Consider the following 19966-nt stretch of genomic DNA (forward strand, 5'->3'; position numbering starts at 1 on the left):
ATGACTACTAAACGTAAAGCTTACGTCCGTACCATGGCCCCGAACTGGTGGCAACAGCTCGGTTTTTATCGCTTTTATATGTTGCGTGAAGGCACTTCCGTACCCACAGTCTGGTTCAGTATTCTGTTGATTTACGGAGTGTTCGCACTGAAAAGTGGCCCAGCAGGGTGGGAAGGCTTTGTTGGATTCCTGCAAAATCCGCTGGTGCTACTGATCAATATCATTACGTTATTGGCCGCTGTGTTGCATACCAAAACCTGGTTTGAGCTGGCACCAAAAGCCGCCAATATTATCGTTAAAGACGAAAAAATGGGTCCAGAGCCAGTTATTAAGGCACTGTGGGTTGTGACTATCGTGGCTACCGCGATTATTCTGGCCGTTGCCTTACTCTAACCCGGAGGAGAATAAGATGAATCAAGTCCCTAAGCGCTCCGATGAACCTATCTTTTGGGGTCTGTTCGGTGCCGGTGGCATGTGGAGTGCCATTATTGCACCTGCAGTTATTCTGTTGGTTGCCATTTTGCTGCCACTGGGTGCCTTCCCTGGAGAAGCATTAAGCTTTGAGCGCGTGCTGGCATTTTGTCAGAGTTTTATTGGCCGGGTATTCCTGCTGCTGATGATTATTCTGCCACTATGGTGTGGTTTACACCGCATCCACCACGCCATGCATGATTTGAATATCCACGTCCCAGCCGGGAAATGGGTATTCTATGGCCTGGCCGCCATTCTGAGCGTGGTCGCTATCATCGGTGTTCTGACACTGTAATTGCCCATACCCTATCAGCGGCCCGTGCTTATGCCGGGCCGTTTTTTTTGCTATAACAGCAACAACTTATCCCGCCAATACCCTATTCCACCAATAACTCAGATTTATCTATTTGCCTCTTTCATAGATGATAGCTATTCTCAATTACAGGCTAATAGTTAAAATACTAAGGAATACAGATGCGTCTGTGGTCAAAATTATCCGTAATAACAGCAACGTTGCTTTCTGTCGCTTGTAGTGTCACGCCACCAAAAGACGTGAAAATCGTCGATAACTTCCAACTACCCCGCTATCTCGGCACCTGGTATGAAATTGCCCGGCTTGACCATTCCTTTGAGCGCGGGTTAGACCATGTCACGGCTAACTACTCACCCCGTGATGATGGCGGTGTAAAAGTTATTAATCGGGGTTATAACACGAAGAAACAGCAATGGCAGGAGAGTATAGGCAAAGCCTATTTTATTGGTTCTCCGCAACAAGCCTCACTGAAAGTTTCTTTCTTTGGCCCATTTTATGGCGGCTATAATGTCATTGATTTAGATGATCAATATCAACATGCTTTGATTGCTGGCCCTAACCGGGAATATTTGTGGATATTATCCCGCACACCGACAATTGATAACCAAACTCGCGATCGTCTGGTGTCTGTCGCGAAGCATTATGGTTTTCCGGTGGATGAGTTGATATGGGTTAAACAAGGGGAGCGTCCTCCCCTATAATTTATGAGGCAAGCTTCAGCCCGATAATTCCGGCTAAAATAAGCCCCAGACTGAATATGCGCGCCAAACTGGCCGATTCACCCAGTAGCACAATGCCTAGAATAGCTGTTCCTACTGCGCCAATACCGGTCCAGACGGCATAGGCAGTGCCTGCTGGGAGTGTTTTCATGGCATAGGCCAATAAGAATACACTGGCTGCCATGGCGACCAGAGTGACAATACTGGGTGTCAGACGCGTAAAACCATGGGAATATTTCAGGCCGATAGCCCAAATCACTTCTAACAAACCTGCAATAACCAGAATAATCCAAGCCATGGTAACCACCTCGCTCAGGCGGGGTCGTCCCCGAAAAAAACAGATGCGTGCCGGGTCGTCCAGGCAGCCGATAGGTAAGGCTGATACGTTATCACGCTAAATAGTGTGCATCAATATTATGCTCAATCAAAAATTAAGCCGGCGACAATTGCCGCCGATAATAATGCATATATACCCTAAATAATTCGAGTTACAGAAATGTTCCCACAGGGTGAGCCTCAGGGATGAGGCTCATTAATACCGATGAGCTTACAGTGTTGTAAGTGACTTGGGTACGTGAGCGTAGCCAATACACATGCAGCTTGAAGTATGACGGGTATAGGATTTATTCAGCACTGCGTTCAATAGCACTACCCGCGCTTTGAACATCTTTACCCACACCTTTAGTGGTATTGCAGGCGCTTAATGAAGAGATAACTAACAGTGAGAAAATAATAGCGATGCTTTTCTTAAACATTATAGAAGATCCTTATGGTATGAAATTATCTTTACGCCCTATAAGGATAGTCAAAAAAATGGTATTGCACTTTTTCTGACTTAAATTACTGTAATGGATGCCTAACTCCAGATAGCAGAAAACCGCCGATTAAGCGGTTTTCTTTCATTCTCAGCGCAACTTTTGCACAGCTTTACGGCGGTGACTTACTTAACGCGAGAAACGTATTCGCCAGAGCGAGTATCAACTTTGATGACTTCGCCAACCTGTACGAATAGTGGCACTTTGACCACTGCACCGGTGCTCAACGTTGCTGGCTTACCACCTGTACCGGCAGTATCACCTTTCAGGCCTGGGTCAGTGTCAACAATTTCGAGTTCAATAAAGTTTGGTGGGGTCACGGAAATAGGCTGACCATTCCACAGAGTTACGATACATTCAGCTTGGTCAATCAACCATTTAGCGTTATCGCCAATAGCTTTAGCATCGGCCTGCAGCTGTTCGTAAGTCTCGTTATTCATGAAGTGCCAGAACTCACCGTCGTTGTACAGGTAAGTCAGGTTCAGATCGTTAACGTCAGCGCCTTCCAGAGAATCGGTTGATTTGAAAGTCTTTTCAACGCGCCCGCCAGTCAGCAGACGGCGCATCTTAACACGAGCAAAAGCTTGGCCTTTGCCTGGTTTTACGAACTCGCTGGACTCAACTGCATAAGGCTCGCCCTCGAACATGATTTTAAGACCGGGACGAAAATCGTTGCTATAATAACTGGCCATGATGGTCCTCAAGAAACTGGTAGTAAGCCTAAAAAATGGCAAGTATTGTAACCCGAAACATGCCAATTAGAGAAGATTGGTTGCAACAACTCGCCGATGTAATTACAGATCCGGACGAATTGCTAAGAATTCTGCTGTTAAATGAACACCCTAACCTGCGACAAGGTACTGCTGCGCGTCGTTTATTCCCCTTAAGAGTGCCCCGAGCATTCGTTGCGCGTATGCAACCGGGAAACCCATCAGACCCTTTACTGCTGCAAGTACTCACCGCGCGGGAAGAGTTTATCGCTGCTCCTGGTTTTACCAACGATCCGCTTGATGAGCAGCGTAGTGTTGTCCCCGGCTTACTGCACAAGTACCGCAACCGTGCGCTATTGCTGGTCAAGGGCGGCTGTGCCGTTAATTGCCGCTATTGTTTCCGCCGTCATTTCCCTTATCAGGATAACCAAGGCAACAAAGCTAATTGGCGTCAGGCGCTGGACTATGTTCGCCAACATCCTGAACTGGACGAAATCATTTTTTCGGGCGGCGATCCGTTAATGGCAAAAGATAGTGAGCTTAGCTGGCTATTAGATGAAATTGAAAGTATTTCCCATATCAAACGGCTACGGATTCACACTCGTTTGCCGGTTGTTATCCCCGCACGTATAACCACAGAGTTATGCCAGCGCCTGAGTGATTCACGATTACAAGTGCTGATGGTGACACATATCAACCACGCCAATGAAATTGACGCGTCATTACGAGACAGTATGGCACAGCTCAAGCAGGCGGGGGTGACGTTACTGAACCAAAGCGTGTTGCTACGTGGTGTTAATGATGATGACGAGGTCTTGGCGACATTAAGTAACGCCTTGTTTGATTCCGGTATCCTACCCTACTACATCCATGTGCTGGATAAAGTACAAGGTGCGGCTCATTTTATGGTCGATGATAATGAAGCCCGGCAGTTGATGAAAGGGTTACTCAGCCGCGTATCGGGCTATTTGGTACCACGTCTGGCACGAGAAATCGGGGGGCAACCTAGCAAAACGCCGCTGGATCTCCGGTTGATGCAGGATGAACTATAACAAGTACAGCCAATACCTCTGTAATTTGAACGATGACGGATATAACAATCGGGGGATGCCATGGTATCCCCCGATTCATTTATCTGCGAGCTTCTGATATCAAGGGCACTTGTAAACTTCGCCGACCATCTTGCTGTCTAGCGGTGCAAAGCTTGATAAGAAGGTTTCGCTCGGGCTGGTTGCGCCATAGATAACATTGCCACCCATCGCTGCGGCTTTATTACGTAGGTCATTTGCTGCACCACGCATAGAGCTGCTTTCACCACTTGAGATCCAATTGCTCTGAGTACCTGTCACCTGCCCAACCAACTGACATTCACTACCCGGTTTGGTATCGGAGAACTTCACTTGCTCACCCGCCGAACTCAATTGGTTAGTGGAGCTACAACCTGCCAGCAACACCGCTGCTGAGAGACCAAGTAACACTTTAATCCGCATTTTTTTCCCCATTCGAAGTTGAGAATCACGCTAAAGATTACCAGAAAGCACCGCTGCCGCTTAGGCATCCGTTGCCGAAATTACCCAGGTACCCGATGTCGAGACTGATGGCTAATAGTGAACAGTTTACACATTAAATCAGCAACGAAGATAATAAAAAGTCCTGTAATCATCATACTGAATGAAATAAAAGCGCTTTTAGCGCGTTTAGTTACGAAATTTGAATCAGAAAAAGCTGAGTATAAAGCACGAACGAGGCAAGGTGATGACAGGAGTAGATGTGTAGCCGGTTTTTATTCCCATAAAAAAAGCGAGCAGGTTACCCCACTCGCTTTAGGTTTATAGCTTAATTAGCAATCAATGAAGCTATACCCGTCATACTTCAAGCCGCATGTGCGTTGGCTGCTTTCTTTCACCCGAATCACTTACCTGAGTAAGCTCATCGGGATTTACTCAATTGCCACCTTCCCACAACTCGAATTATTTTGGGTATTTAGGCTTGGGGCATTACATCATGCCGCCCATACCACCCATACCGCCCATGCCGCCAGCGCCCATATCAGCACCTTTGTCATCACGTGGCAGGTCAGTGATCATGCACTCGGTGGTGATCATCAGGCCAGCAATAGAGGCTGCGTACTGCAGAGCAGAACGAGTCACTTTAGTTGGATCCAGAATACCCATCGCGATCATGTCGCCGTATTCTTCGCTATAAGCGTTGTAACCGTAGCTACCTGAACCCGCTTTAACGTTGTTCGCGATAACAGAAGCTTCTTCACCGGCGTTAACCACGATCTGACGCAGTGGAGATTCCATCGCGCGCAGAGCAACTTTAATACCGACGTTCTGGTCTTCATTGTCGCCTTTCAGGCCAGCTGCAGTGATAGCAGATGCCGCACGAATCAGTGCAACACCACCACCAGCAACCACGCCTTCTTCTACCGCAGCACGAGTTGCGTGCAGTGCATCTTCAACGCGTGCTTTTTTCTCTTTCATTTCAACTTCAGTTGCGGCACCAACTTTGATAACGGCAACGCCGCCAGCCAGTTTAGCGACACGCTCTTGCAGTTTTTCTTTGTCGTAGTCAGAAGTCGCATCTTCAATTTGCTGACGAATCTGAGCAACACGGCCCTGAATTGCAGCTTCATCGCCTACGCCATCGATGATGATAGTGGTGTCTTTATTGATAACAACACGTTTCGCCTGACCCAGATCTTCCAGAGTGGTTTTTTCCAGTTCCAGACCGATCTCTTCAGAAATAACGGTACCCGCAGTCAGGGTAGCGATATCTTGCAGCATGGCTTTACGACGATCGCCGAAACCAGGTGCTTTAACCGCAGCAACTTTAACGATACCGCGCATGGTGTTAACCACCAGAGTTGCCAGAGCTTCGCCTTCAACATCTTCTGCAATGATCAGCAGTGGTTTACCCGCTTTCGCTACGGCTTCCAGAACTGGCAACATTTCACGGATGTTAGAGATTTTCTTGTCAGCCAGTAGGATGAATGGGCTTTCAAGTTCAATAGAACCAGTTTCTGGTTTATTAATGAAGTAAGGAGAGAGGTAGCCACGGTCGAACTGCATACCTTCTACAACGTCTAGCTCGTCTTGCAGGCCTGAACCTTCTTCAACGGTGATAACGCCTTCTTTACCAACTTTTTCCATCGCTTGTGCAATCAACTCACCGACAGTTGAGTCTGAGTTTGCAGAGATGGTCCCTACCTGAGCAATTGCTTTAGAATCAGAGCAAGGTACAGACAGTTTTTTCAGCTCTTCAACAGCAGCGATAACTGCTTTGTCGATACCGCGTTTCAGGTCCATTGGGTTCATGCCGGCCGCAACTGCTTTCAGGCCTTCAGTGATAATGGATTGAGCTAATACAGTTGCAGTAGTGGTACCGTCACCCGCAGCATCATTCGCTTTAGAGGCAACTTCTTTAACCATCTGTGCACCCATGTTCTCAAACTTGTCTTCCAGTTCGATCTCACGCGCAACCGAAACACCATCTTTGGTGATAGTTGGAGAGCCGAAAGACTTGTCCAGAACTACGTTACGGCCTTTCGGGCCCAGGGTCACTTTTACTGCATCAGCAAGAATGTTTACGCCGCGTAGCATTTTGATGCGTGCGTCGTTACCGAATTTTACGTCTTTAGCTGCCATTGGTATGATTTCCCTTAACTCGTTCAGTTCAGAAGATTAGAGAGCGTGAATTACGCTTCAACAATTGCCAGAATGTCACTTTCAGACATGATCAACACTTCTTCATGGTCGATCTTCTCTGACTTCACGCCGTAACCATCGTTGAAAATAACGATGTCGCCAACTTTCACATCCAGCGGCTTGATCTCACCGTTATCCAGGATGCGACCATTGCCGACAGCCAGAACTTCACCACGGGTAGATTTACCCGCTGCAGTGCCAGTCAGAACGATGCCGCCAGCAGATTTGGATTCAACTTCTTTGCGCTTGACGATAACGCGGTCATGCAATGGACGAATTTTCATTGATAGCTCTCCTATTGAGAAGGTCCGTATCAGATTTAGGATTAATATCGGTCTACCTTCACAACCGATACCGTGGCTATCTTAATGGGGGCGACTTCACATCCCTTCAAGGGAGAGAGCAAAAAAAAATTCAGTTTTTTCTTGCTCGCAGGTGGCTCATTTTTACTCATCTGCGTTGCCCCATTCAAGAAAGCATTGTGATTTGCTTTATGAATTTATAATTAATAAACAATCAATTAGAAAAAAAAGCGATTTACTTATCATCTTTAAAGCGACTGTCTGTCGATTTATCATCCTCATCCCGACGATGCTCTACGATAAAGTGATCATCGGTTTTACGCTGAAACTCGCCGTCAAAGGTATTTCCGCCGCCCATAGGGCCAGAATTATTCTGATTAAAACCGCCACGATAGATATTCAGATGTGGCATCAATTTTAACGTCAACGATTTTTGAATCGGAGGCAAAAGCAGCAGCAAACCGAGGAAGTCGGTAAAGAAGCCAGGGATCAGTAGTAAGAAGCCGGCCAATACCAGCGATACACTTTTCACCATTTCAGCCGCAGGACTTTCACCGGCAGCCAGTTTTTGCTGCATCTGCATAAAGGTTTTTATCCCTTGGTTACGCACCAGAGATATCCCCACACAAGAACTGAAGATCACCAACAAGAGGGTAACCAGCACACCCAATACAGCGGCAACCTTGATAAATATCGATATTTCTATATATGCCAATAAAAATATCAGCGCTAACGGTAACCAACGCACCGCATTCTCCTTATTCCAATCATTCAGTACCTCTCATCAGGGCAACCCTGCCTGACAGATACCATGAAAACCTTGACCCGGTTGGCGTTGACACTGTTTTTTTCCCTTATTAGCGAATTTCAGCGTCAGCACCTCCTTCAACGAGGGTCGACCCTCATAAAATGGTGGTGGTTGAATCACTTTTCAAGTTAGAGAGATACTTTTATTACTTATTCGCGCAACTGTGAGTGAAATCACAGATATCAGATCATCTCAATTAATTCCGACCATATAGTGATCCTAGTTCAAGGCTTTTTATCATTAAGCAGCATATGATCCTGTCAGCAATAAGATGAATGGTTAATCTTTCCGCACTTAAGGTTCATCGCGGCATCATATTGCCCACGGCGACATAATTTAGTTAACAAATACAAAACAAGACAGCACATTAGAGAAGGTTCTCATGTCAAATAACATTCGTATTGAAGAAGACCTGTTAGGTACACGAGAAGTCCCCGCAGAGGCTTACTACGGTGTTCATACCCTGCGTGCGATTGAAAACTTCTATATCAGTAACAGCAAGATCAGTGATGTGCCAGAGTTTGTACGCGGCATGGTCATGGTAAAGAAAGCAGCAGCAATGGCGAACAAAGAACTACATACCATCCCTCGCAAAATTGCTGACGTCATTATTCAGGCATGTGATGAAGTCCTGGATAAAGGGAAATGTATGGATCAGTTCCCGGTTGACGTGTTCCAAGGCGGGGCTGGTACCTCCTTAAACATGAATACCAACGAAGTTCTGGCCAATATCGGTCTGGAACTGATGGGTCACCAGAAGGGCGAGTATCAATACCTAAACCCTAATGACCATCTGAACAAATGCCAATCCACCAATGATGCCTACCCAACGGGGTTCCGCATTGCGGTGTATGCTTCCATTATGAAGCTTATTGACGCCATCAATCAGTTAAAAGAAGGCTTCGAAAGGAAATCCAAAGAATTCGAGAAAATCCTGAAAATGGGCCGTACCCAGTTGCAGGATGCGGTACCTATGACACTGGGGCAAGAATTCAAAGCCTTTGCGGTGTTATTAAAAGAAGAAACCAAAAACCTGCAACGTACCGCAGAGTTGCTGCTAGAGGTTAACCTCGGTGCAACGGCTATCGGTACTGCGCTAAATACACCTGAAGGTTACTCACAGTTAGCGATAAAAAAACTGTCTGAAATCAGTGGTCTGCCATGTGTTCCAGCAGAAGACTTGATTGAAGCGACCTCTGACTGTGGTGCTTACGTCATGGTGCATGGCGCACTGAAACGTCTGGCCGTTAAGATGTCAAAAATCTGTAATGACTTGCGTTTGCTCTCCTCTGGCCCACGTACGGGTCTGAATGAAATCAACCTGCCAGAATTGCAGGCCGGTTCTTCTATCATGCCAGCCAAAGTGAACCCGGTCATACCTGAAGTCGTTAACCAGGTTTGTTTTAAGGTGATTGGTAACGACACTTGCATTACTATGGCGGCCGAAGCAGGTCAGCTCCAGTTGAACGTTATGGAGCCAGTGATTGGGCAGGCGATGTTTGAGTCCATCCACATCCTGACAAATGCGTGTTACAACCTGTTGGAAAAATGCATCAATGGCATCACTGCCAACAAAGAGGTCTGCGAGCGTTACGTCTTTAACTCAATCGGTATCGTTACTTATCTGAATCCATTCATTGGTCACCATAATGGTGACATCGTGGGCAAGATTTGTGCGGAAACCGGTAAAAATGTACGGGAAGTGGTTCTGGAACGCGGCTTACTAACTGAGGCTGAGCTGGACGACATTTTCTCTGTTGAGAACCTGATGCATCCAGCGTATAAAGCGAAACGTTATACCGATGAAAATGAACAATAAAATAGTCATCCGGTAGCCCTATAAGGCACGCATGCTCCTCTGGACAGCGTGCCTTTTTATTTTCGGGCAAACACAACTTTTTAACTTTAATTTTTCATTTGGATCAAGGAGTAAACACTATGATAGCCGTAGAATTAGTCATCGTTCTGCTGGCCATTTTTTTAGGGGCCAGGTTAGGCGGTATCGGTATAGGTTTTGCGGGTGGTATTGGGGTTCTGGTATTGGCGATCATTGGTGTCAAACCCGGTAGCATTCCATTCGATGTTATTTCAATTATTATGGCCGTTATTGCCGCCATCTCTGCAATGCAGGTGGCGGGTGGTATGGATTATCTGGTGCAGCAAACTGAAAAATTACTGCGTAAGAATCCAAAACACATCACTATCCTTGCTCCGCTGGTCACCTATTTTCTGACCATCTTTGCCGGGACAGGTAACATTTCTCTGTCAGCCTTGCCGGTGATTGCAGAAGTGGCGAAAGAACAAGGCATCAAACCTTGCCGCCCACTGTCTACCGCTGTGGTCTCCGCGCAAATCGCCATTACCGCATCGCCTATTTCTGCGGCGGTGGTCTACATGTCTTCCGTCATGGAAGGTCATGGCGTCAGCTACTTACATTTACTGATGATCGTCATCCCATCTACCCTGCTTGCGGTATTTGTGATGTCTCTGATCGTTTCCTGGTGCTTTAACTCCAAACTGTCTGATGACCCTATTTACATCAAACGTTTGGAAGAAGGTTTAGTCACACTGCGTGGTGACACCGTCAAAGTCATTAAACCACGCGCTAAAACCTCCGTACTGCTGTTCCTGGCAGGTGTATTGTGTGTTTGGCGTATGCCATCATCAACAGCCCAAGTGTCGGTCTGGTGGCAACACCATTGATGAATACCACTAACGCCATCCTGATCATCATGCTGAGTGTGGCGACTATCACGACAATGGTGTGTTCGGTTGATACTGATGCAATCCTGAACTCCAGCACTTTCAAAGCCGGTATGAGTGCTTGTATTTGTATTCTCGGTGTAGCCTGGTTGGGCGATACCTTTGTACAACACAACCTGGACTGGATTAAAGAAACTGCGGGTAGCTTGATTCAAGCTCACTCATGGCTGCTGGCCGTTATTTTCTTCTTCTGTTCAGCACTGCTTTACTCTCAAGCTGCAACTGCCAAGGCATTGATGCCAATGGCAATGGCACTGAACGTCTCACCACTGGCGGCAATTGCTTCTTTCGCAGCGGTTTCTGGTCTGTTCATTCTGCCAACCTACCCAACACTGGTAGCCGCAGTTCAAATGGATGACACCGGCACCACGCGTATTGGTCGCTTCGTGTTTAACCATCCGTTCTTTATCCCGGGCACCATCGGGGTTGCACTGGCCGTGTGCTTCGGCTTCGTGATGGGCGGTCTGGTACTGTAATCTGCTTTATGGGGCGCAATCCATTTGCGCCCCACTCTCACTCGCTGTTTACGCGAAACCTCCCCCACGGTTACATAAATCATCTTCTGACCCACATCCACTCGCGTTATAGTACCTACTTCGTCATATAAGCCGCGCGACCTACGAGGTGAAAATGTCTGATTATGATACGAATAATTGTGATGAGAATATTTGTGATGCAATTGTGGTATTGTGCACTGCCCCTGATGAAGCCAGCGCGCAGGATTTAGCCGCGAAGGTCTTGGGTGAAAAACTGGCTGCTTGCGCTACCTTGTTACCTGGTGCGACCTCGATTTACTACTGGGAAGGTAAGCTCCAGCAAGAGTATGAAGTCCAGCTTCTGTTCAAGAGCAATACCCGTCATCAGCAGGCACTTCTCAGCTATATCAAACAACATCACCCCTACCAAACACCGGAATTACTGGTGCTGCCGGTACGGGACGGAGATAAAGATTACCTGTCATGGCTCAACGCTTCATTACTCTAATTCTGCTGCTGTGCAGCATTTTACTCGCGCCGCACAGTGCACAGGCTTCGCTATTTGGTGACAACTCATCTTTTGGCCAAAAAAGTAGCCAGAGCCGATTTATTCCGGTCGATCAAGCGTTTGCCTTTGATTTTCGCCAACAAGGTGACCAGCTCACCCTGAGTTGGCAGATTCATCCAGACTATTATTTGTATCGCCAGCAAATCAAAATCGTGCCGAATAATGTCACTCTCGGGGCATTTACCTTGCCGGAAGGCATTGCTCATCATGATGAATTCTATGGTGAAGTGGCGATATTCAAGCAACAGCTAACCCTGAAGATCCCTATTACACAAGCCGGTGAGCAGGCCAGTGTCAGTGTGACTTATCAGGGCTGCGCCGAAGCGGGCTTCTGCTATCCACCAGAAACACGGGTCGTTCCACTCTCAGCCATTGCTGTCGGTTCATCCACGGCGACGGTGACTGATACAATTTCACCTGCGACAAACGCCACTTCCGTTGCGGCTGAATTACCTTTTTCACCGCTGTGGGCGCTGCTCATTGGCATAGGTATCGCCTTTACTCCTTGTGTATTACCGATGTATCCGCTGATTTCAGCCATTATTCTCGGGCGTGAAAAACCTCACAGTCAGCGACGAATATTGTTGTTGGCGATAGTGTATGTGCAGGGGATGGCCCTGACTTACACCCTACTCGGTCTGGTGGTTGCGGCGGCGGGTTTACAATTTCAGGCCGCGCTACAACACCCTTATGTGTTGATTGGGCTATCTGCGCTGTTTGTGCTGCTGGCGCTCTCCATGTTTGGCCTCTATTCGTTGCAATTGCCTTCGTCACTGCAAACCAGACTGGTGCAGTGGAGCAGCAGCCAACGCGGCGGTTCATTGGCCGGTGTTTTTGCTATGGGCGCACTGGCAGGCCTCATTTGTTCGCCATGCACCACAGCGCCGCTCAGCGCCATTCTGCTGTATATCGCCCAAAGCGGTAATATGCTGGCTGGCGGTGGAACACTTTATTTATATGCCTTAGGGATGGGTATCCCACTGGTGATTGTGACGCTGTTTGGCAACAAGTTGCTCCCGCGCAGTGGCCCGTGGATGCAGTACGTTAAAGAGGCATTCGGCTTTGTCATTCTGGCGCTACCCGTGTTTTTACTGGAACGAGTTTTAGGGGATGTTTGGGGCTTACGCTTATGGAGTGTGCTGGCCATCGCCTTCTTCGGCTGGGCGTTTATATTAAGCCTAAAAGCTCACTCTGGCTGGGCGCGAGCCTTCCAGTTGCTATTACTGACAGCTTTACTAATTGCCGCCCGTCCGCTACAAGACTGGGCGTTCGGCAGCCCCACACAACAGAGTGAAATTAAACATTTAGCATTTAAACAAGTGGCCGATTTACCCCAGTTACAAGCGGCGTTAGCGCAAGCTAAGGGTAAGCCGGTGATGTTGGATTTGTACGCTGACTGGTGTGTCGCTTGTAAAGAGTTTGAGAAATACACCTTCAGTGATGAACAGGTTCAGCGCCAGCTGGCAGATACTGTGTTACTTCAAGCCGATGTGACAGCGAACAGTGCAGAACATGCCGCGCTATTGAAAGAGTTGAATGTGCTGGGTTTACCGACCATCCTGTTTTTCGATGCGCAAGGGAATGAAATTCCCGCAGCCAGAGTGACCGGTTTTATGAATGCGAGTGGATTCCTGCTGCATCTACAGAACCTCCCGCGCTAATCGTTAACTGATTGATATTCCGACGGTGGATGAGCATATAGTCCGGCTCATCCACTCGTATTTTCAGCTTTCCCCACCGCCAGACCTATTGCCAATGTGGCAGCAATGTTGCGCGCCGCCCTAAACACATTGTCTGCGGCATTATCCAACGCCTGCTCCAGAGTACAAATAGTGTCAATGACACTGAAAACGGCATCCAGCCCGTGTGCATACACCACATCGACATCGTCGGTTAGGCTACCGGCAATCCCAATCACCGGTTTGTTATAACGCTTGGCCACTCTGGCTACACCAACAGGTACTTTACCGTGAATGGTTTGGCTATCCATCCGCCCTTCACCCGTAATCACAAAAGTCGCATCTCGGACTAAAGCATCCAAACCTAGAGCATTCGTCACAATATCAATGCCTGGGCTTAGGGTCGCCCCACAAAAAGCCAACAACGCCGCACCTAACCCCCCGGCAGCCCCAGCGCCCTCAACCTGATCAACATCGATCCCCTGATGGCGCTTAATCACATCGGCGTAATGCCGCAACCCCTCATCCAGTTGGGCAACCATCGCAGGAGTCGCACCTTTCTGCCGCCCAAAAACAGCAGAAGCCCCTGCACTGCCGGTGAGAGGGTTGGTGACATCACAAGCCACCTCGATTCGGCACGACTTGATACGTGGATCAAGCTCTGAAATATCAATCATATCCAGCTCAGCTAGCTTCCCGCCGCCAAAACCAATCTGCTTCCCATGCTTATCCAGCAGTTTGACTCCCAGCGCCTGCACCATTCCCGCGCCACCATCATTGGTCGCGCTACCTCCGATGCCAATAATGATATGTTTCACGCCCTGATTAAGCGCCATACAAATCAATTCGCCAGTACCGTAAGAGGTGGTTTTCAAGGGATTACGCAAGGGGGGTGGAACAAGTTCGAGTCCACTGGCAGCAGCTATTTCAATAAAAGCGCACATTTCATCACCGGATACCCCGTAAAAGGCGTCAACCTCGTCCCCCAACGGGCCGGTCACATTAGCCTTAATCAGCCTGCCAGCCGTGGCTGCAATCATAGCCTCTACCGTGCCCTCGCCCCCATCGGCAACCGGCAACTTGATATATTCAGCATCAGGAAACTGAGTACGAAAGCCCGCTTCAATTTGTACGGCAACTTCCAGCGCGGATAAACTTTCTTTATAAGAGTCTGGAGCAATGACTATTTTCATAAATGATTCAATCTCATAAGCTATCCATACCACTCAAGACAGCGGGATGTTTATTAGTATAGCCCTGTAACCCGGTGGCAAGCTGATGCACTAGAAAATGCGCCCTGCTTCACAGACAGCCGGATAGCAAAAACTATGCTGTCAACTTGCCGTTATAGCTTGGTAGGCAACTAAGTAATAAAGAGTTAGAAAAGTCGAACAAGAGTAGTGATAAGGTACAGGGGTCACTGGCAGAAAGTGCCAATACATTTATTTGTGCGATAAGCAGTGGAAGACCATGCTTGCCAGTAATCAGTTAGAGGAGAGCAATGTGCAACGCGAACAAGTTTTAAGCAACGCGCTCAATCTGTTAGAACAGAAAGGGCTGGCAAATACTACGCTGGAGATGCTGGCAGAAGAGGTCTCTGCCGAGGTCAGTGATCTGACCCGATTTTGGCCTGATCGCGAGGCGTTACTGTATGATTGCCTGCGCTACCACGGTCAGCAGATCGATACCTGGCGGCGTCAGTTGCAGCTGGACGAAACTTTATTGCTGAAACAAAAGCTGCTAGCGCGCTACCAAACACTCAGTGAACAAGTACAAAAAATGCGCTATCCCGGTTGCCTGTTTATTGCAGCGTGCAGCTTCTATCCTGATGACGAACACCCTATCCACCAATTGGCAGAACAGCAAAAAAAAGCCTCGCTCGAATATACGCAAGAACTGTTGTGCGAGATGGATATTGACGATGCGGGTATGGTTGCCCAACAAATGGAGCTGATTTTGGAAGGTTGCCTGAGTAAGTTATTAGTTAAGCGCCAATTACAGGATGTTGAAGTGGCCAAGCGCCTGGCAGAAGATGTATTGGAAGTCGCGCTATGTCGTAAAAATGGGGCACTAAGTTAAAACTACGTCAGGTCAAATTTCAGAACAATTTATGCATTTTTTTCCCTTTTTGCCTGAAAAGAGAGCGATCGATACGGTTTTAGGGATTTTACGCGATAAATTCGTTGACGATCAGCGGCCAATACGGTTTAATGCGCCCCGTTGCCCGGATAGCTCAGTCGGTAGAGCAGGGGATTGAAAATCCCCGTGTCCTTGGTTCGATTCCGAGTCCGGGCACCACTTTAATATCAATGGACGTCAAAAGACGTCCGTTTTTGCGTTAAAAATCCTGCTATTACAGCTACCATTCCACAGCACATATCAACTGAACTCAATCTTCCTACATGAGTTTCCTCTCGTGAGTCCAAATGTGATCATAGCCAGTTCGATGACTATATACTCGCAACATCAGTTCAGGAGACCGTACATGGCACTCACTAATGTGAAAGTACGAACGCGACGGTACGTATTCGCTGGCTCACCACCATTGGCTAAAATACTGGCGCTAACGCTAAGTTGTCGTTATAAGGGCAGAATTCAAGATACTGTGCTTTTCATGGCCAATGCCATCATCATTACTTCAATTTTCTTGATAGTTAGCAAAGCGTTACTCAAGAAACAGGTGTATCGAAGTATTTCATGATGTGACGCTTACAGTTCTTCTGCAAAAATATCTGCCTCATTATGGTTGTAAAATCGATACTGTAACCCTATATTCTTCTAACTGCTGTAATGATTTTAACAGCGACTATCACTGTAAATATTGCAATTCCATCAATAAGCAAAAGAGTGGTTTTCAAGTGAGATAGCGTAAGCCAAAATAACCATTTAGAGTTAGTTGTTATCTGTTAATAGCCCTTATTAATGAATTCAGTTTTATTTTTGCAAAGTTGTTAACATTTATATTTTCAATAAAAATAGATTAATAATGGAAATGCTTATCATGCCGATTATATTGAATACCGTTATTGAACCTAACTAACTGATAGCTCACACCGAAATTATTTTCTCCACAGTTTGAGGATATTCAGATAATACCAGCCGTATTGACAACGAGGTTGTAAAATACTGGGCCATATAAGTGATTATCCACAGCTCTTATAGGGGAATATGATACGGCTTGATGAACAAATTAGTCATACTCAGCTTGATGGAGTGACTGCAATCAAGTAATGCCTGGTAGCTTTACAGGTGGCTTATTTTGTTCCATATGATTCAAGATCTTCAGAGTACTATCTAATGCCAGACAAGTCGAACCAGCAACCGAAATATCGCAAAGAACTACAAAAGGGCTTATAGATATCTCCCATAGTTTAATAGGGAGATAATTTGTCGTAATAGTGTCAAGAAATAGTAAAGTTATGAAATGATAAAATAAAGTTACAAAAAAAATTAGTTAGAAACTTTTTAATCTGTTATTTACATCAACCTTTAAAATATACCTCGAGGAAAAAACATGAATTATAAGATAGATAATAAGATAATCTACCATGAAGAAAATGGTAGGTTGTTTAGCATAACTGAACCAGAAAATACAATTAGGCTGTCGATAACGCCAGCCAGAATATTGAGCTATTTGCTTGAAAATAAATATCGAGTAATCAATCGTGATGAGATTTTGGAAAAAGTCTGGGACGAGTATGGTCTTCAGGCCTCTAACAATTCACTGTCGCAACATATTTCCTTATTACGCAAAGCTCTGCAAGAGCTGGGTTACACTGAAGATATTATTGTAACAGTCCCTAAAGTAGGGTTTAAAATAAGTGAAAATATCGTTATCGAAGCTGAGAGTACCACCTCTCAGGAGGAGGATAACCTTGAGGAGGATTCTCACGACAATGAAATTATGCCGATACAAAAAAGTAAGGTACATGTTATAAGTTATGTCCTATTAGTAATATTACTAGTGGCTTCTGCCCTGCTCACTACCTTACTTATACAATTTATTGAGAAAGAAAATACGACAATTATAGCTAAAGCAGAACTATATCCAATTGGTAACATTGGACAATGCCCTGCATTTACATTAGAAAAAAATTCAGATGAATTAACTGCAGCTAATTTACAGTTAGCAACTGAGTTTGCGAATAAAAACCTTCCCTGTATCGACAACTATATATATATATTTCAATCTGACGATAATTATATTCATAGTCATTCCGGTCGAGTTTTTCTTAGCCGCTGCATGTTATTAAAATCACATAACCCTTCATTTTCTGGCTGTCAGGATGTATATACCCATGAATATTAAAATAATTAACTATGCATTTGCTATTTATATAGTCATAATTAGTATGATATTAATCATATCAGCATGCTTTGGTATTCCATCATATTTACTACGCAACACAATAAATATATATTGTGTATCCTCGTATTCAGCACCATCACTACCTGAAAATATCTCAATAAATGGAACACTAGTAATTAGGCTGGGCAAAAATAATAAAGGCTCATTTAATATATCTGGTAAAATTAGCCAGAATGGACAACATCAAGAATCAACTAAGGACTTGATTTTACGTGAAATAACATTTGACTATACTGTTGAAGGAGATGGTTTCATTACTATTAATAATAGTAAAACAGCCCGAAGCGCCTCAGATAAAATTTCAGATGAGTTTTTTAATAAAAATGTTTGGGATTTATCGTTGACATCTCGAAAGATTAAAATAACCCAGATAAACAATGCATGGTTATTTGGTACATCTTTTTCACCGACAGTCATGTGTGTGAATAAAAACTAAAGAGTGCTTGCTCCCTTCCCTTTTGAAGATTAGAGGTTCAAGAATAAGCTCAAGTAAAGCCAATAAGTACAGCCGAAAGACTTTCAAAAATAGAATTTATTAATGTTTCGAAGAAGGGAGCAAGTGAATACATAATAAGCGATAGGGCAAGCATCCCTATACTTAAGGATAAAGGGAAACCCACGACAAAAATTGAAAGTTGTGGTGTCAAACGATTCAAAACTCCCATAATCAAATTTAGGCATAGCAGCAGAGCAACAACAGGTAACGCTAGCATTAGACCACTTTTGAAGATAATACCTGATGCTTGTACTAGCACCATAAAGCCGCCGGCCTCTAGTGGCCGCTCTTTAATAGGTAGAACATCAAAACTCGCTGATAGGGCCTCTATCAGCAGTAAATGTCCATTGAAATATAAGAAAAGTAACGTTACAAGTAAATTTAAAATACGAGCAATTACGGGCATGTTTTGGCCGCCCGAGTGGTCATAAAAAGTGGCGAAAGATAGCCCCATCTGTAGTCCCACGATTTCTCCACCATGGCGAACAGCAACAAAAATAAACTGCACCATAAAGCCCATGGCTATGCCGATGATAACTTGTTGAATCCCTACCCAAAGTCCAGCAATCGATAATATCATCACATTTGAAGCCGGGAGATTTGGCGCAATTAAGAATGTCAACATCATCGCAAAACTAACTTTAAGTTTGCTGCTTATCTCTTTCTCATTGTAGATAGGCGCTGTACTTAAAATAGCGAGGATACGTAAAAAAGGCCAAAAGTAATGATTAATATACGGATAGAGGCTGGCAATAGTAAGGGTGAACATCGTCATCCCACCACATTCGGGATATTAATATATAACGTGCGCATATAGTCGAGAAATACCACCAGCATTCTTGGCCCCAACACTATACCAACGAGTGTGATCATCAAAATTTTGGGGATAAAAGAAAGTGTCATTTCATTTATCTGTGTCGCTGCCTGTAGAATGCTAACAATAAGCCCAGTGACCAAAGCAGCCAACAACAGAGGAAGTGCAATCGTTAAACCAATCTTAATTGATTCATAACCCATCGACATAATGCTTTCTGGTGTCATGATGCTTCTCCTTTATCAGCTGTAAAAACTCTGTGCAAGTGAGCCCATAACCAATTGCCATCCGTCTACCAGAACAAAAAGCATCAGCTTGAACGGCAATGAAATAGTGGCTGGAGGCAGCATCATCATACCCAGCGCCATCAATACACTGGCGATCACTAAGTCAATAATCAGGAAAGGAATAAAGACGGTAAAACCAATTTGAAACCCAGTTTTCAGTTCGCTAGTGACAAACGCAGGCATCAGAATACGCAATGGCACATCCTCCGGCGTGTCATAATCTTTATGCTTCGCTATCCGGGTAAAAAGCGCCAAATCACTTTCACGGGTATGCTCTAACATGAACTCCCGAAACGGCTGTGCTGCCTTTGGTAATGCCGCCTCCATCGTGATTTTATCCTCCGAAAGTGGCAGCCAGGCGTCCTCATATACGGTATTAAAGACCGGGGACATCACGAAAAAGGTCAGAAAAAGCGCCAGTCCCAAGAGCACCTGATTCGGTGGTGTAGACTGCGTACCAAGAGCGCTTCGAAGTAGTCCTAATACAATGATAATGCGCGTAAAGCCTGTCATCAGCAGTAAGCAAGCAGGCAGAAAAGTTATGGAAGTCAGTAAGACCAGAGTCTGGACAGGCAATGACCACCCTTCAGTCTGACTGCCACGCGCAAGTAGCAAATCACCATTTTCTGCCCACGCCATAGGCATAGGCATAAGAGTGGCAATGAG

21 protein-coding genes, 1 tRNA gene and 1 pseudogene are annotated in these 19966 nt (G+C 45.7%); 12 read left to right on the forward strand and 11 right to left on the reverse strand.

Annotated features, from left to right (window positions below; genetic code table 11):
- From frdC to ACF3VQ_RS18950, 3 genes are all read left to right on the forward strand, one after another.
- Complete coding sequence (gene frdC, locus ACF3VQ_RS18940; RefSeq protein ID WP_005175556.1) at window positions 1–393, forward strand: fumarate reductase subunit FrdC; 393 nt, start codon at window positions 1–3, stop codon at window positions 391–393.
- Window positions 394–409: 16 nt separating this feature from the next.
- Window positions 410–766, forward strand: a complete 357-nt coding sequence (gene frdD / locus ACF3VQ_RS18945; protein WP_392432529.1) for a fumarate reductase subunit FrdD — start codon at window positions 410–412, stop codon at window positions 764–766.
- A gap of 179 nt (window positions 767–945) precedes the next feature.
- The gene (locus ACF3VQ_RS18950; RefSeq protein WP_392432530.1) at window positions 946–1485 is read left to right on the forward strand and encodes a lipocalin family protein; all 540 of its coding nucleotides are present in this window, start codon (window positions 946–948) and stop codon (window positions 1483–1485) included.
- Between the two features lies 1 nt (window position 1486).
- Here the strand turns inward: ACF3VQ_RS18950 and sugE are convergent, their stop codons facing one another.
- From sugE to efp, 3 genes are all read right to left on the reverse strand, one after another.
- Window positions 1487–1801 carry a quaternary ammonium compound efflux SMR transporter SugE gene (sugE, locus tag ACF3VQ_RS18955; protein WP_046051722.1) on the reverse strand — a complete coding sequence of 105 codons (315 nt, stop codon included), beginning with the start codon at window positions 1799–1801 and terminating at the stop codon, window positions 1487–1489.
- Window positions 1802–2126: 325 nt separating this feature from the next.
- The gene (locus tag ACF3VQ_RS18960; protein ID WP_392432531.1) at window positions 2127–2258 is read right to left on the reverse strand and encodes an entericidin A/B family lipoprotein; all 132 of its coding nucleotides are present in this window, start codon (window positions 2256–2258) and stop codon (window positions 2127–2129) included.
- A gap of 185 nt (window positions 2259–2443) precedes the next feature.
- Window positions 2444–3010: an elongation factor P gene (efp, locus tag ACF3VQ_RS18965; RefSeq protein WP_005156473.1), complete on the reverse strand. Its 567-nt coding sequence runs from the start codon at window positions 3008–3010 to the stop codon at window positions 2444–2446.
- Window positions 3011–3045: 35 nt separating this feature from the next.
- On the opposite strand from efp, the gene epmB reads away from it, so the two are divergent.
- Complete coding sequence (epmB, locus tag ACF3VQ_RS18970) at window positions 3046–4080, forward strand: EF-P beta-lysylation protein EpmB (RefSeq protein ID WP_392432532.1); 1035 nt, start codon at window positions 3046–3048, stop codon at window positions 4078–4080.
- A 99-nt stretch (window positions 4081–4179) separates the two neighbouring features.
- Here epmB and ACF3VQ_RS18975 read toward each other — a convergent pair whose 3' ends face one another.
- The 4 genes from ACF3VQ_RS18975 to ACF3VQ_RS18990 all read right to left on the reverse strand — a co-directional run bounded on the left by ACF3VQ_RS18975 (window position 4180) and on the right by ACF3VQ_RS18990 (window position 7788).
- On the reverse strand, window positions 4180–4518 hold the full coding sequence (locus tag ACF3VQ_RS18975; protein WP_050115010.1) for a DUF4156 domain-containing protein: 339 nt from the start codon (window positions 4516–4518) through the stop codon (window positions 4180–4182).
- 507 nt (window positions 4519–5025) lie between these two features.
- Complete coding sequence (gene groL / locus ACF3VQ_RS18980) at window positions 5026–6678, reverse strand: chaperonin GroEL (protein ID WP_005175567.1); 1653 nt, start codon at window positions 6676–6678, stop codon at window positions 5026–5028.
- A 50-nt stretch (window positions 6679–6728) separates the two neighbouring features.
- On the reverse strand, window positions 6729–7022 hold the full coding sequence (locus ACF3VQ_RS18985) for a co-chaperone GroES (protein ID WP_004391824.1): 294 nt from the start codon (window positions 7020–7022) through the stop codon (window positions 6729–6731).
- Between the two features lie 253 nt (window positions 7023–7275).
- On the reverse strand, window positions 7276–7788 hold the full coding sequence (locus ACF3VQ_RS18990) for an FxsA family protein (protein WP_392432533.1): 513 nt from the start codon (window positions 7786–7788) through the stop codon (window positions 7276–7278).
- 442 nt (window positions 7789–8230) lie between these two features.
- Here ACF3VQ_RS18990 and aspA point away from each other — a divergent pair, with 442 nt between their 5' ends.
- From aspA to ACF3VQ_RS19010, 4 genes and pseudogenes are all read left to right on the forward strand, one after another.
- Window positions 8231–9667 carry an aspartate ammonia-lyase gene (gene aspA / locus ACF3VQ_RS18995; RefSeq protein ID WP_392432534.1) on the forward strand — a complete coding sequence of 479 codons (1437 nt, stop codon included), beginning with the start codon at window positions 8231–8233 and terminating at the stop codon, window positions 9665–9667.
- A gap of 119 nt (window positions 9668–9786) precedes the next feature.
- Window positions 9787–11087 (forward strand): annotated as a pseudogene (locus ACF3VQ_RS19000) (anaerobic C4-dicarboxylate transporter).
- A 154-nt stretch (window positions 11088–11241) separates the two neighbouring features.
- The gene (gene cutA, locus ACF3VQ_RS19005) at window positions 11242–11595 is read left to right on the forward strand and encodes a divalent cation tolerance protein CutA (protein ID WP_392432535.1); all 354 of its coding nucleotides are present in this window, start codon (window positions 11242–11244) and stop codon (window positions 11593–11595) included.
- Window positions 11571–13316, forward strand: coding sequence for a protein-disulfide reductase DsbD (locus ACF3VQ_RS19010; RefSeq protein WP_392432536.1), 1746 nt, complete (start codon window positions 11571–11573; stop codon window positions 13314–13316). The genes cutA and ACF3VQ_RS19010 overlap by 25 nt, the downstream gene beginning before the upstream one ends.
- Before the next feature lie 47 nt (window positions 13317–13363).
- Here ACF3VQ_RS19010 and ACF3VQ_RS19015 read toward each other — a convergent pair whose 3' ends face one another.
- Window positions 13364–14527: a glycerate kinase gene (locus ACF3VQ_RS19015; RefSeq protein ID WP_392432537.1), complete on the reverse strand. Its 1164-nt coding sequence runs from the start codon at window positions 14525–14527 to the stop codon at window positions 13364–13366.
- 310 nt (window positions 14528–14837) lie between these two features.
- On the opposite strand from ACF3VQ_RS19015, the gene ACF3VQ_RS19020 reads away from it, so the two are divergent.
- The 4 genes from ACF3VQ_RS19020 to ACF3VQ_RS19035 all read left to right on the forward strand — a co-directional run bounded on the left by ACF3VQ_RS19020 (window position 14838) and on the right by ACF3VQ_RS19035 (window position 18139).
- The gene (locus ACF3VQ_RS19020; RefSeq protein WP_392435707.1) at window positions 14838–15413 is read left to right on the forward strand and encodes a transcriptional regulator; all 576 of its coding nucleotides are present in this window, start codon (window positions 14838–14840) and stop codon (window positions 15411–15413) included.
- Window positions 15414–15556: 143 nt separating this feature from the next.
- Window positions 15557–15632 (forward strand) — tRNA-Phe (locus ACF3VQ_RS19025).
- 1216 nt (window positions 15633–16848) lie between these two features.
- Window positions 16849–17643 (forward strand): transcriptional regulator, encoded by a 795-nt coding sequence (locus ACF3VQ_RS19030; RefSeq protein WP_392432538.1) that lies wholly within the window; start codon window positions 16849–16851, stop codon window positions 17641–17643.
- Window positions 17633–18139 carry a hypothetical protein gene (locus tag ACF3VQ_RS19035; protein ID WP_392432539.1) on the forward strand — a complete coding sequence of 169 codons (507 nt, stop codon included), beginning with the start codon at window positions 17633–17635 and terminating at the stop codon, window positions 18137–18139. Before ACF3VQ_RS19030 ends, ACF3VQ_RS19035 begins: the two co-directional genes overlap by 11 nt.
- Before the next feature lie 49 nt (window positions 18140–18188).
- Here the strand turns inward: ACF3VQ_RS19035 and fliR are convergent, their stop codons facing one another.
- Genes fliR through fliP form a run of 3 tightly spaced genes read right to left on the reverse strand, consistent with a single transcriptional unit; the run spans window position 18189 to window position 19945 of the window.
- Window positions 18189–18968 (reverse strand): flagellar biosynthetic protein FliR, encoded by a 780-nt coding sequence (gene fliR / locus ACF3VQ_RS19040; RefSeq protein ID WP_392432540.1) that lies wholly within the window; start codon window positions 18966–18968, stop codon window positions 18189–18191.
- A gap of 2 nt (window positions 18969–18970) precedes the next feature.
- Window positions 18971–19240 carry a flagellar biosynthesis protein FliQ gene (gene fliQ, locus ACF3VQ_RS19045; protein WP_392432541.1) on the reverse strand — a complete coding sequence of 90 codons (270 nt, stop codon included), beginning with the start codon at window positions 19238–19240 and terminating at the stop codon, window positions 18971–18973.
- A 15-nt stretch (window positions 19241–19255) separates the two neighbouring features.
- Window positions 19256–19945: a flagellar type III secretion system pore protein FliP gene (fliP, locus tag ACF3VQ_RS19050; RefSeq protein WP_392435709.1), complete on the reverse strand. Its 690-nt coding sequence runs from the start codon at window positions 19943–19945 to the stop codon at window positions 19256–19258.
- Window positions 19946–19966: the final 21 nt, after the last annotated feature.

This window comes from Yersinia fenwicki (genome assembly GCF_043099325.1).
In the GTDB taxonomy this organism is placed as follows: domain Bacteria; phylum Pseudomonadota; class Gammaproteobacteria; order Enterobacterales; family Enterobacteriaceae; genus Yersinia.

Coding starts and splice junctions, on each gene's coding strand:
- frdC (WP_005175556.1), top strand. CDS start 1: ATGACTACTAAACGTAAAGCTTACGTCCGTACCATGGCCCCGAACTGG.
- frdD (WP_392432529.1), top strand. CDS start 410: ATGAATCAAGTCCCTAAGCGCTCCGATGAACCTATCTTTTGGGGTCTG.
- ACF3VQ_RS18950 (WP_392432530.1), top strand. CDS start 946: ATGCGTCTGTGGTCAAAATTATCCGTAATAACAGCAACGTTGCTTTCT.
- sugE (WP_046051722.1), bottom strand. CDS start 1,801: ATGGCTTGGATTATTCTGGTTATTGCAGGTTTGTTAGAAGTGATTTGG.
- ACF3VQ_RS18960 (WP_392432531.1), bottom strand. CDS start 2,258: ATGTTTAAGAAAAGCATCGCTATTATTTTCTCACTGTTAGTTATCTCT.
- efp (WP_005156473.1), bottom strand. CDS start 3,010: ATGGCCAGTTATTATAGCAACGATTTTCGTCCCGGTCTTAAAATCATG.
- epmB (WP_392432532.1), top strand. CDS start 3,046: ATGGCAAGTATTGTAACCCGAAACATGCCAATTAGAGAAGATTGGTTG.
- ACF3VQ_RS18975 (WP_050115010.1), bottom strand. CDS start 4,518: ATGCGGATTAAAGTGTTACTTGGTCTCTCAGCAGCGGTGTTGCTGGCA.
- groL (WP_005175567.1), bottom strand. CDS start 6,678: ATGGCAGCTAAAGACGTAAAATTCGGTAACGACGCACGCATCAAAATG.
- ACF3VQ_RS18985 (WP_004391824.1), bottom strand. CDS start 7,022: ATGAAAATTCGTCCATTGCATGACCGCGTTATCGTCAAGCGCAAAGAA.
- aspA (WP_392432534.1), top strand. CDS start 8,231: ATGTCAAATAACATTCGTATTGAAGAAGACCTGTTAGGTACACGAGAA.
- cutA (WP_392432535.1), top strand. CDS start 11,242: ATGTCTGATTATGATACGAATAATTGTGATGAGAATATTTGTGATGCA.
- ACF3VQ_RS19010 (WP_392432536.1), top strand. CDS start 11,571: ATGGCTCAACGCTTCATTACTCTAATTCTGCTGCTGTGCAGCATTTTA.
- ACF3VQ_RS19015 (WP_392432537.1), bottom strand. CDS start 14,527: ATGAAAATAGTCATTGCTCCAGACTCTTATAAAGAAAGTTTATCCGCG.
- ACF3VQ_RS19030 (WP_392432538.1), top strand. CDS start 16,849: ATGAATTATAAGATAGATAATAAGATAATCTACCATGAAGAAAATGGT.
- ACF3VQ_RS19035 (WP_392432539.1), top strand. CDS start 17,633: ATGAATATTAAAATAATTAACTATGCATTTGCTATTTATATAGTCATA.
- fliR (WP_392432540.1), bottom strand. CDS start 18,968: ATGTTCACCCTTACTATTGCCAGCCTCTATCCGTATATTAATCATTAC.
- fliQ (WP_392432541.1), bottom strand. CDS start 19,240: ATGACACCAGAAAGCATTATGTCGATGGGTTATGAATCAATTAAGATT.
- fliP (WP_392435709.1), bottom strand. CDS start 19,945: ATGCCTATGGCGTGGGCAGAAAATGGTGATTTGCTACTTGCGCGTGGC.